This is a genomic window from Lawsonibacter celer (genome assembly GCF_014281125.1).
GTDB lineage: Bacteria > Bacillota > Clostridia > Oscillospirales > Oscillospiraceae > Lawsonibacter_B > Lawsonibacter_B celer.
Genome location: NZ_JACOEA010000002.1, coordinates 218,868 through 230,536, shown reverse-complemented (window position 1 = coordinate 230,536; position 11,669 = coordinate 218,868). Strand labels below are relative to the sequence as shown.

At 60.5% G+C, this 11,669-nt stretch carries 8 protein-coding genes; 2 read left to right on the top strand and 6 right to left on the bottom strand.

The genetic code is table 11. The features are described from left to right. Window positions 1–51: 51 nt before the first annotated feature. The 6 genes from H9Q75_RS05855 to H9Q75_RS05830 all read right to left on the bottom strand — a co-directional run bounded on the left by H9Q75_RS05855 (window position 52) and on the right by H9Q75_RS05830 (window position 9,862). Entirely contained in the window at window positions 52–2,493 is a 2,442-nt protein-coding gene (locus tag H9Q75_RS05855) for a glycogen/starch/alpha-glucan phosphorylase (RefSeq protein ID WP_186565242.1), read from the bottom strand. Window positions 2,494–2,598: 105 nt separating this feature from the next. Further along, window positions 2,599–4,035, bottom strand: coding sequence for a glycogen synthase GlgA (glgA, locus tag H9Q75_RS05850; protein ID WP_186565241.1), 1,437 nt, complete (start codon window positions 4,033–4,035; stop codon window positions 2,599–2,601). Window positions 4,036–4,124: 89 nt separating this feature from the next. Next, the gene (glgD, locus tag H9Q75_RS05845; RefSeq protein WP_186565240.1) at window positions 4,125–5,240 is read right to left on the bottom strand and encodes a glucose-1-phosphate adenylyltransferase subunit GlgD; all 1,116 of its coding nucleotides are present in this window, start codon (window positions 5,238–5,240) and stop codon (window positions 4,125–4,127) included. Beyond that, entirely contained in the window at window positions 5,237–6,445 is a 1,209-nt protein-coding gene (locus H9Q75_RS05840; protein ID WP_186565239.1) for a glucose-1-phosphate adenylyltransferase, read from the bottom strand. The genes glgD and H9Q75_RS05840 overlap by 4 nt, the downstream gene beginning before the upstream one ends. A gap of 46 nt (window positions 6,446–6,491) precedes the next feature. Continuing rightward, a complete protein-coding gene (gene glgB / locus H9Q75_RS05835; RefSeq protein ID WP_186565238.1) occupies window positions 6,492–8,483 on the bottom strand; it encodes a 1,4-alpha-glucan branching protein GlgB in 1,992 nt (663 codons plus the stop codon). A 245-nt stretch (window positions 8,484–8,728) separates the two neighbouring features. Beyond that, window positions 8,729–9,862: a D-alanyl-D-alanine carboxypeptidase family protein gene (locus H9Q75_RS05830; RefSeq protein ID WP_186565237.1), complete on the bottom strand. Its 1,134-nt coding sequence runs from the start codon at window positions 9,860–9,862 to the stop codon at window positions 8,729–8,731. A 181-nt stretch (window positions 9,863–10,043) separates the two neighbouring features. Between H9Q75_RS05830 and H9Q75_RS05825 the strand changes: the two genes are divergently transcribed. Beyond that, window positions 10,044–10,913, top strand: a complete 870-nt coding sequence (locus tag H9Q75_RS05825; protein WP_186565236.1) for a transporter substrate-binding domain-containing protein — start codon at window positions 10,044–10,046, stop codon at window positions 10,911–10,913. A gap of 89 nt (window positions 10,914–11,002) precedes the next feature. Then, complete coding sequence (locus H9Q75_RS05820) at window positions 11,003–11,656, top strand: amino acid ABC transporter permease (protein WP_186565235.1); 654 nt, start codon at window positions 11,003–11,005, stop codon at window positions 11,654–11,656. Window positions 11,657–11,669: the final 13 nt, after the last annotated feature.

Below are 11,669 nucleotides of genomic sequence, written 5' to 3'. Positions count from 1 at the left end.
GGGGCCAGGCGTAAGCCTGGCCCCGCTTTTTCATCGTTCCGGGGAAGCGCGTCAGCGGGAAAGGTCCCGCACCGGCACGTTCCAGATGTCCCGGGCATAGTCCCGGATGGAGCGGTCGGCGGCAAAGATGCCCGAGCGGGCGATGTTCAGGAGAGACATCCGGTTCCAGCGCGCCTGGTCCAGATAGGCCGCGCCGGCCCGTGCCTGGGCGTCCCGGTAGCTCTCAAAGTCGGCCAGCAGCAGGTATTCGTCCGCGGGACCGCCGTCTCCGAAGAGCAGGCGGCGGGCAATGTCGTCATAGGCCACCCCGTCGCCGAAGCCGCCGGACAGAGCGTCCACCACCCGCTTCAGGTCCGGGTTATGGACATAGTACTCATAGGACTTATAGCCCTTCTGCCTGAGCTCGGCCACCTCATTGGACTTCAGGCCGAAGAGGAAGATGTTTTCGTCCCCCAGCACCTGGTGCATCTCTACATTGGCCCCGTCCATCGTGCCGATGGTCAGCGCGCCGTTCATCATGAATTTCATGTTGCCGGTGCCGCTGGCCTCCTTGCCCGCGGTGGAGATCTGCTCGGAGAGCTCGCTGGCGGGCATCAGCCGCTCCGCCAGGCTCACACGGTAGTTTTCCAGGAACACCACCTGCAGCCGGTCCTTGCAAGCCGGATCTTTGGCGATCATGCCGGCCACGGAGTTGATCAGGCGGATGATGCGCTTGGCCACCGCGTACCCAGGGGCTGCCTTGGCACCGAAGAGATAGGTGCGGGGGGTAAAGTCAAAGTGGGGGTCGTCCTTGAGCCGCTGGTAGAGGTAGATGATGTGCAGCACGTTCAGCAGCTGGCGCTTATACTCGTGCAGGCGCTTGACCTGTACGTCGAACATGGCGTCGGTGTTGAGCAGCACACCGCTCTCCCGGGCAACCCAGTCGGCAAAAGCGCGTTTGTTGGCGGCCTTGATCGCTCCCAGCCGGGAGAGCACCCCCGCGTCGTCCTTGTACCGCTCCAGGCCCTGAAGGGCCTCCGGCTGGAGCAGGTAGGCGTCCGAGCCGGTGCACTCCCGGATGAGCACATCCAGCCTGGGGTTGCACTGGGCCAGCCAGCGGCGGTGGTCAATGCCGTTGGTGACGTTGGTAAACTTCTCCGGAGTGCGTACATAGGCGTCGTGAAAGACGTCCTTTTTCAGGATCTCCGAGTGCAGCGCGGACACGCCGTTGACCTTGAAGCAGGCGCACACACACAGATTGGCCATGCGCACCTCGCCGCCCCAGATAATGGCCATGGGGGCCACCTTGGACAAGTCACCGTGGAAATAGCCGGTCAGTTCCCGCTGGTAGCGGTTGGAGATCTCAATCAGGATCTGCCAGATGCGGGGCAGCAGACTCTCAATGAGCTGCTGGGGCCAGCGCTCCAGGGCCTCGGCCATGACGGTGTGGTTGGTGTAGGCCACGGTGTGGGTGGTGATATACCACGCCTCGTCCCAGCCGTAGCCCTCCTCGTCCAGCAAGATCCGCATCAGCTCGGGAATGGCCAGGGTGGGGTGGGTGTCGTTGATTTGAATGACGTGCTTCAGGTGGAAATTGCGCAGGGTGCCGTACTCCGAGCGGTGCTTGCGCACGATGGACTGGATGGTGGCGGAGACGAAGAAGTACTGCTGCTTCAGCCGCAGGGACTTGCCCTCATAGTGGTTGTCCTCGGGGTAGAGCACCTTGGAGATGGCCTCGGCCATGGCCTGCTGCTCCACCGCCTTCAGGTACTGGCCGGAGGAGAACAGGCTCATATCCACCGGCGTGGGGCTCTTGGCGTCCCACAGGCGCAGCAGGTTGCCGTGCTCAGTGGCGTAGCCGGAGATCTCCATGTCCTTGGGCACCGCCAGCACGCTGGTGTACCCGGTGTGCCGGACGCTGTGGCGGCCGCTTTCGTCCCACTGGTCCTCAATTTTGCCGCCGAAGCGCACCTCCTCCGTCTCATCCATCTTGGGAATGAGCCAGGCGTCCCCGAGGCCCAGCCAGTTGTCGGGCAGCTCCACCTGCTGGCCGTCCACAATCTTCTGCTTGAAGATGCCTAGCTCGTAGCAGATGGAATAGCCGGTGGCGGGGATGTCCAGGGTGGTCATAGAATCCAGATAACAGGCGGCCAGGCGGCCCAGGCCGCCATTGCCCAGGCCGGCATCCGGCTCGGCCTCAAACAGGTCGGGGGCGGAGAAGCCCAGCGCCTCAATGGCCTCGGTCAGGGGCTTGAGCACCCCCAGATTATAAGCGTTTTTCATCAGAGAGCGGCCCATGAGGAATTCCAGGGACAGGTAATGTATCTGGCGCTGGTGGTGCTCCGTCACCCGGTCGGCGGTGGTCATCTGACGCTCGGACATAATGTCCCGCAGGACCAGAGCACAGGCCTTGAACATGTGCAGGCCGGTGGCCTCCTCCACATCCCGGCCGAAGTTGCGGCGCAGCTTGCCGGTGATCAGAGCCATGAGCTCCTTCTTGGTATAATCGTGCATGGCGTTGAACGCTCCATTTCCTAGACTTGGTGTCGATTGCGCGAGAAAAGTAATGTCTCCAAGCGCGGGCGGTTCCGCGCTTGGAGACATTACTTTATCACGCTCTTACTTCCCTGTCAACCAGCCGTAGATTTCAAGATACTGACCGGCGGAGGAGGACCAGGAGAAGTCCGCTGTCATGGCATTTTTCATCAGATTTTTCCAGGCTTTTTTGTCTTCATGGTAGAGGCCGATCGCCTCGGTGAGGACCCAGATCATATCCTGGACATTGATGTTGGCAAAGGAGAAGCCGTTGCCCTCTCCGGTAAATTGATTGTAAGGGATCACCGAATCCTTCAGGCCGCCGGTCTCCCGCACCACGGGAATGGTGCCGTAGCGCATGGCGATCATTTGGGACAGGCCGCATGGCTCGGAAATGGAGGGCATCAGGAACAGATCGGCGCCGCCGTAGATGGCGGTGGAGAGGTTGGGCGAATACATCATTTGGGCGGCAAAGCGTCCGGGGTACTGGGCTTGAGCCTGACGGAAGGCCTCCTCAAAATTCCAGTCACCGGTGCCCAGCACCACCATCTGCACATCCATGCTCATAATGTCGTGAAGCGCCGCAGTCACCAGATCAAAGCCCTTGTGCTTGACCAGCCGGGAGACACAGGCGATGATAGGAGTGTCCGGCGCCTCCCGCAGGCCGACCGCGTGCTGGAGGGCGGTCTTGCAGTTTTTCTTTCCCCCGGGCTGCCGGGCGGAGAAGAACTTCACCAGCCCCTTGTCCCGCCAGGGGTCGTATACCTCGGTATCAATTCCATTGAGAATGCCCCGCAGCTTGTGGCGGTTGTCCGCGATGACCCCCTCCAGCCCATGGGCGTAGAAGCTGTACTGCAGCTCCTCGGCGTAGGAGGGGGAGACGGTGGTCACATAGTCGGCGGCGTAAATGGCCCCCTTCATCAGATTCACGTCCCCGTGATAGGCCAGCATATGCTCGTTGAGGTACCCTTCGTTCAGGCCGAACACATCCTTGAGAATATCGCTGCCATAACGGCCCTGGTACTCAATGTTGTGGATGGTGAACACACTCTTGGCCTCGGCGAGCTGGGGGATGCGGTGGCGCTCCTCCAGCAGATAGATGGGCACCAGCGCGGTCTGCCAGTCGTTGCAGTGGATCACATCCGGATTCCAGTTCAGCCAGCCCATGCTCTCCACCACGGCGCGGGAGAAATAGGCGAAGCGCTCAGCGTCGTCATAATGCCCATAAATGTTAGAGCGCTTAAAATAGTACTCGTTGTCCACAAACCAGTAGGTGACGCCGTCCTGCCGCAGCTCGAAGATGCCGCAGTAGGGCGTGCGCCAGGCAAGCTGGACGTGGTAGCACTGAAGAAACACCATGCGGCTGCGCCAATCCTCTCCAATGCCCTCGTAGAGGGGGAGAATGACCCGCACGTCATGGCCCAGCTTGGCCAGCGCCTTGGGAAGCGCACCGGACACATCGGCCAGCCCGCCGGTCTTAATAAAAGGTGCACACTCGGAGGTGGCAAATAAAATGTTCATGCACTTACTCCTTCAAAGGAAGATAGGACAGGGACGGCTGTGCCGTCAAACCGGCGGCGCAGCGGTTCCGATCCGGAGGTCAGCTTTTTCTAGACAATTTCGTCCTTTGCAATGGCCAGCGGATAGGTGCTGTGGCCCATGAGCATCCGGCCGGGATTGACCCGGACATTTTTGTCCGTAATGGCGTATTTGAGCACCGCGCCGCTCTGGACGGTGGTACCCTGGAACAGGACACAATTGGAGATTTTCGCACCCTTCTCCACCCGCACGCCGCGGAAGAGAATGGAGTTTTCCACCTCGCCCTCAATGATGCAGCCGTCGGCGATCAGGGAATTGACCGACCGGACGCCGGGGCCGTAATAGGTGGAGGGGTTGGACTGGTCCTTGGTCTGAACCGGGCGCTCAGCCATGAAGAGCTGCGCACGGGTCTCCGGGTTGAGCAGCTCCATGCTGCGGGCAAAGTAGCCGGCCACCGACTGCAGCCGGGCGGCGTAGCCGTCAAAGAGATAGGGGTTGATTTTCAGCGTGCCCGCCATGGCCTGGAGCACACCGGAACTGAAGGAGGAGATATTGTGGGCGGCACAGTGGTCCACCAGGGAGAGCAGCAGCTCTTTGGAAAGGACATAGACCTCCAGAGACTCGCAACCCTGCGAGAGGGACGGATGAATGGAGACGTCGGCGACCAGGCCGTTGGCGCCCAGCGTAAAATAGATGCTGGACTTGGGGTCGCCCTTGGGGCGCCGTGTGCACACGGCGGTGATGTCCGCGCCGCTTTGCAGATGGGACTGGTAGATATCGGAAAGCGGCAGGTTTACAGCGATATCGCCGCCGGCCAGAACCACATAGTCCTGGCGGATGCGCTGCAGGTAGGAGCGCACACCGGCCAGTGCGTCCATCCGGCCCCGATACACGCCGTCCACATGGCTGCCGTAGCCGAAGGGGGGCAGAATCCGGAGACCGCCGTGCTTCCGGGACAGGTCCCAGTCCTTGCCGGAGCCCACATGGTCCAGGAGGGACTGATAGTTGGCGTGCACAATGAGGCCCACGTCGTCAATGCCCGCATTGACCATGTTGGAGAGCATGAAGTCAATCAGGCGATAGCGCCCGCCGTAGGGGAGGGAGCAGGTGTTGCGGTACTGGGTCAGCTCCCGCAGATCTGGGTTGGAGAGATAAGAGAAAATGATGCCGTGGAGCTTGTTCATCATTTCACCGCACCCCCTTTCACATTGCGGGTAATCATGGCCTTTGCGGGCACAACCGCTTCTGGCCCTACCCGCAGGCCCTGTGCGATTACGGCGATCCCCCAGTCCTCCGTGCCGTCGGGGGAGGTTCCCACGCGGGCGTTTTCGCCGATCACCGTGTCCTCCGCCACGATGGCGTATTCCACCACCGCGCCGGCCTTGACCACAGTGCCGGGCATCAGGATGGAGTAGCGCACCACCGCGCCCTCCTCCACAAGGACGGAGTGAAACAGCACGGAATTTTCCACCCTGCCGTATACCTCACAGCCGCAGGTGACCATGGAGTGATCCACCGAGGCGTTGGGTCCCATCACATGGGGGGGCTTGGTGGGAGTGCGGCAGTAGATCGGCCACTCCTGGTCGTACAGGCTGATGGCACCGTCCGGGGCCAGCATGTCCATGTTGGCGTCCCACAGGGAGTCAATGGTGCCCACGTCCTTCCAATAGCCGGAAAAGCGGTAGGCCACCATCTTTTCTCCGGCGCCCAGCATGGCGGGAATGATGTTTTTGCCAAAGTCGTTGGCGCTCTTCTCATTGGCCTCGTCTGCCATCAGATAGTCCCGCAGCTTGCTCCAGGTGAAGATGTAAATGCCCATGGAGGCGAGATTGCTCTTGGGGTGCTTGGGCTTCTCCTCAAATTCATAGATCTCGTCGTTCTCCCTGACGTTCATAATGCCGAAGCGGCTGGCCTCTTCCATGGAGACCTCCAGCACGGAGATGGTACATGCCGCGCCCGCCTCCTTGTGCCGGCGCAGCATGTCGGCGTAGTCCATCTTGTACACATGGTCGCCTGAGAGAATGAGTACGTAGTCCGGGTCATAGAGCTCAATAAAGCTCATATTCTGATAGATGGCATTGGCTGTGCCCTTATACCAGGTGCCTTTCTCGCCCTCCCGCATATAGGGGGGCAGAATATGAACGCCGCCATAGGAACGGTCCAGGTCCCAAGGCTCGCCGTTGCCGATATAGCTGTTCAGCTCCAGGGGGCGGTACTGGGTGAGCACACCTACGGTGTCGATGCCGGAATTGATGCAGTTGGACAGGGGGAAATCAATAATACGGTACTTGCCCCCAAAGGGGACTGCGGGTTTGGCCACACGGCTGGTCAGTGCGTGCAGGCGGCTGCCCTGCCCGCCCGCCAGCAGCATGGCGACACATTCCTTTTTCATTCCTATCACCTCTATGCGTACTGGGAGTCTGCGTATGCGGGAAAGCTTATGCGTTCGGCCCTTTTTTACAGGGCGGTTTCGCCGTGGGGCCCGCCTTTTTCCGGCGGGGCGGGAATTTTTTGGCACAGCGGTAAAGAACCGCGCTCATGGGCGGCAGATCAATGCGGATCGACTGCTCCTGCCCGTGACAGGGGGTGTAGGAACTCTTCAGCGGCTCGCGGTCCCCCAGGCCGGCGCCGCCGAACTCCTCCGCGTCGGTGTTGAATACACACTCATACCGGCCGGGGAAGGGGACGCCCACCACATAGCCGTCCCGGTGCACGGGGGAGAAATTGCACACGACCAGCAGGGGATTCCCCTTTTGATCCCTGCGCAGGAAGGCCGCACAGTTGCCCTGGCTGTCGTCGGCGCAAATCCACTGAAAGCCCTCCCAGGAGAAATCCAGCTCCCAGAGCTGTCTGTGCTCCAAATAGAATGCGTTGGCCGCCTGGAAAAAGGCCTGCAGACGGCGGTGGCGCTCCCCATCCTCGTTGTCCATGTCCAGCAGATGCCAATCCAGGGAGTGCTCATAGTGCCACTCGTTCCACTGGCCGAACTCGCTGCCCATCATCAGCAGCTTCTTGCCGGGATGGGCGAGCATGTAGGTGTAGAAGGCGCGCACACCGGCGTATTTCTCCTCGTCCGTGCCCGGCATCTTGTTGAGCAGGGAGCCTTTCATATGCACTACCTCGTCATGGGAGAGGGGGAGCACGAAGTTCTCGGAAAAGGCGTACATCAGAGAAAACGTGATGTCCTTGTGGTTGAACTGACGGAAATAGGGGTCCAGTTTAATGTAGTGGAGGATGTCGTTCATCCAGCCCATATTCCATTTTAAGTTGAAGCCCAACCCGCCCTCCAGGCCGCCCTCGCCCACCGGGTGGGACACCCGGGGCCAGGCGGTGGATTCCTCGGCGATCATCAGCACGTCCGGCTGAGCCAGGAAAATGTGCCCATTGAGCTGCTGCAGGAAGTCCACGGCCTCCAGATTCTCATGCCCGCCGAACACATTGGGCGTCCACTGGCCATCCTCCCGCCCGTAGTCCAGGTAGAGCATGGAAGCCACCGCGTCCACCCGCAGGCCGTCAATGTGATACTGCTCCAACCAGAACAGGGCGGAGGAGAAGAGAAAGGAGCGCACCTCCGGCCGACCGTAGTCAAACACCCGGGTCCCCCAGTCCGCGTGCTCCCCCTTGCGGGGGTCGGCGTACTCATAGCAGGGTGTGCCATCAAACTCGTAGAGGCCAAAGGCGTCCTTGGGGAAGTGGGCGGGGACCCAGTCCAGCAACACCCCGACTCCAGCCTGGTGGAGCTGGTCGATGAGATACATCAGGTCGTGGGGGGTGCCGAAGCGGCTGGTGGCCGCGAAATAACCGGTGCACTGATAGCCCCAGGAGGCGTCCAGGGGGTGTTCGGTAATGGGGAGCAGCTCCACATGGGTGAACCCCATCCGCTTCACATAGGGGACCAGATACCGGGCGATGTCCCGGTAGGAGAGGAATTCGTCCTCCCCGGTCCGCCGCCAGGAGCCCAGGTGGACCTCGTAAATATTCAACGGGTTTTGGTAGATGGGATTGGCCTTCCGCCAGGCCATCCAATTCTGGTCGCCCCACTGGTAGCCCGCCAGGTCATAGAGCTTGGAGGCGGTGCCCGGACGGGTTTCCGCGTGAAAGGCGTAAGGATCGGCCTTGGCCAGGGTCCGGCCGTCCCCGGTGTGGATGGCGTATTTATAGGCGTCATATTGGCGCAGGTCCGGGATAAAGGTTTCCCACACTCCGCCGCCCACCGGGGAGAGGGGACAAAGGGACTCATCCCAGCCGTTGAAGTCGCCGATCAGGGAGACTGATGCGGCGTTTGGGGCCCATACCCGGAAACGGTAGCCGTCCTTTCCGCCCACACAGGCCGGGTGGGAGCCGAGATACTCCTGAGCGCGGACGGCCTGTCCGCGCAGGAAATCCTCCAGGGCGCCGGAGCTGAGGGCAGAGGTGCGTGTTTGAGCCATAGGTGTTCTCTCCTTGGTAAAATCATCCAAAAATTGTTTAAGGGAAAGACATAAAAGTAGTTATAGATGATAAAATAGAAGCGCAATAATGCGAGGTGATTTGTATAAAGTATACAACCTCTCCGCCCGTCCGTCAAGGCATGGAGGAAAAGAATCCGTAAAATTCCAGGAAAGAAAGCAATATGGAAAAAACGGACCGAAAACCCGGTCCGTTTTTTCCATATTCGACCAATTAAGGGATAAAATCAGCTCCCCATGAACAGGGTGCGCAGCAGGCGGGAGAAGATGCCGGGAACAGTAAGACGGTCCACCGCGCGGTCGGCCACGATGGGAATGACCTGCTGCTCCTGTCCGTCTACCAGCACGGCCATCTCACCCAGCTTTTGCCCCTGCTCCACCGGCGCTTCCACGTTTTCGCACAGGCGCAGCTGAGTGGTCACCTGGTTCACCTGGGACTTGTCCACCAGGATGCGGCTGGACTGGGCCAGCACCGGCTGCACCTGGGACTGCTCGCCCAGCAGCACGTCAATGGGGGGCAGCGCCTGGTTGGGGTAGACGTCCATCAGGGTGTAGTTGGCAAAGCCGAAGCTGAGCAGGCTCTTGGCGGACTCGTTACGCTCATCCCGGGTAGGGGATTTCAGCACAACGGCGATCAGCTCCATGCCGTCCCGCTCCGCGGTGGCGGACATGCAGTAGCCCGCCTCGCTGGTGAATCCGGTCTTAAGGCCGGTGGCTCCCTCGTAGAAGCGGATGAGCTTGTTGGTGTTGGCCAGCTGGAACTGGCCGTCCCGCAGGGTGTCCATCCAGATGGTGGTATAAGTGCGGATGTCCGGGTGGTTGAGAATGAGCTCCCGGCTCATCAGCGCAATGTCGTGGGCGGAGGTCAGGTGCCCTGCCGCGGGCAGGCCGGTACAGTTGACAAAGCAGGTGTCGTTCATACCCAGCTCGGCAGAACGCTGGTTCATCCGCTCCACAAAGGCCTCCTCGCTGCCCGCCAGATGCTCGGCCAGGGCCACAGAGGCGTCGTTGCCCGAGGCCACTGCCACAGCCTTGAGCATGTCGTTCACCGACATCTGCTCCCCTTCCTTTAAATAGACCTGGGAGCCGCCCATGGAGGCGGCGCGGGCGGAGACGGTTACCGTGTCCTCCAGCTTTAACTGGCCGGAGTCTACTGCCTCCATGGTCAGCAGCAGCGTCATGATCTTGGTGACGCTGGCGGGCTCCAGCTTGTCGTGGGAATGGTGTTCGTACAGAATGGTCCCGGTCTCCTTTTCCATGAGCACGGCGGAGGCCGCCTGAGGGGTAGGCGCGCTCCCTGCCGCCTGGGCGGGGAGGATCAGCAGGGCGGCGGCGAGCAGGACCGCAGTCAATTTTTTCATAGGATCGCGTTCCTCCAAATCACAGAAATTTCTCTGTCCATAAGGATATGGAATGAGAGGGGGTTCTATACAGCAAAAAAATGGTCCAGCCGTTCCGGAAAAAATTTTAGTTACCTCTTTACATTAGCACTTTATCGTAGTAATATATGAAAGTAATAAAAAACGAGGGAGGATACCTCACATGAAAAAGAAACTGCTTGCGCTTACGCTGGTCTTTGGGCTGGCGCTCTCCCTGGCCGCATGCTCCGGCGGCACGCAGCCCGGCACGGCTGACACTCCTGCGCCGGCGACCGATTCCCCCGTGCCCGCCACGGGCAGCCCGGTCGCGGAGAGCGACCTGGCCTACCTCCAGGACAAGGGCAGCCTCATCATCGGCTATACGGTGTACGAGCCTATGAACTATACCGATGAAAACGGTGAGTTCACCGGCTTTGATACCGAGCTGGCCCGGGCCGTCTGTGAAAAGCTGGGGTTGGAGCCTGAGTTTGTCATCATCAACTGGGACACCAAGGAGGTCGCCCTGGAGGCCAAGGACATCGACTGCATTTGGAACGGTCTGACCCTGGATCCGGACCGGGAGGCCAACATGGCCTGCACCGTTCCCTACGTGAAGAACGCCCAGGTGGTGGTGGTCAAGGAGGGCTTTGACTACGCCGACACCGCCTCCCTGGCGGGCAAGACAGTGTGCGCCGAGATTGGCTCCGCCGGCGAGACCATGTGCAGGGGCAATGACGAGAGCGAGCCGGACGCCGGCCTGGCCCAGGCGGAATTCGTGGGCAAGAGCGTGCAGACCGACTGTCTGATGGAGGTCAAATCGGGTACCGCCGACGCTGCGGTGCTGGACATGACCCTGGCCAACGCCATGACGGGGGAGGGCACCAACTACGACGACCTGGTGGTGGTGGACCACCTGGGCGAGGAGAACTACGGCGTGGCCTTCCGCAAGGGGAGCGACACCCGGGACGCTGTGAACGAAATTTTTGCCGAGATGACAGCCGACGGCTCCCTCAAGGCCCTGGCCGACAAGTACGGTCTGGAGCTGGCCGACTGAGCCCGACTCACAGTGCTGAACCGACATAAGCCTGCCCGGGACAGGGGCCGCAGGCCCCTGTCCCGCGGCCTGTTTTCCGAGGTGTTTGTATGCAAGCCGTCTTTCTCCGACTGACCGAGGCCTTCCTGGTCAATAACGTCCGCCTGTTTGTGCTGACCCTGGTGTTCGCAATCCCTCTGGGGCTGCTGATCTCCATGGGCTCCATGAGCCGCGTCAAACCGCTGGCCTGGCTGATTAAAACTTTTGTCTGGATCATTCGCGGCACACCCCTGATGCTTCAGATCCTGATTATCTACTTTGGCCCCGGCCTGATGGAGATGGCCTTCCACTGGCCGCGGGGCAGCGCAGGGCGAATGGTGGCCGCGGTGGTAGCCTTTGCCCTCAACTACGCCTGCTATTTTTCTGAGATATACCGGGGCGGAATCCAAGGGATCCCGCCGGGACAGAAGGAGGCGGGGGAGGTCCTGGGCATGACCCGGGGACAGATCTTTTTCAAGGTCACCCTGCTCCAGCTAGTCAAGCGCATTCTGCCCCCCATGGGAAACGAGATCATTACCTTGGTCAAGGACACCGCCCTGGCCAACTATATCTCGGTGATCGACGTGATTATGACCGCCAAGGAATATACCTCGGCGGGATTAATCTGGCCGCTCTTTGCCACGGCCATCTATTTTCTGGCCTTTGTGGGTATTCTCACCCTGCTCTTTGGCTGGGCGGAGAAAAAGCTGAGCTATTTTAAATAAGGAGGGCGCTGAA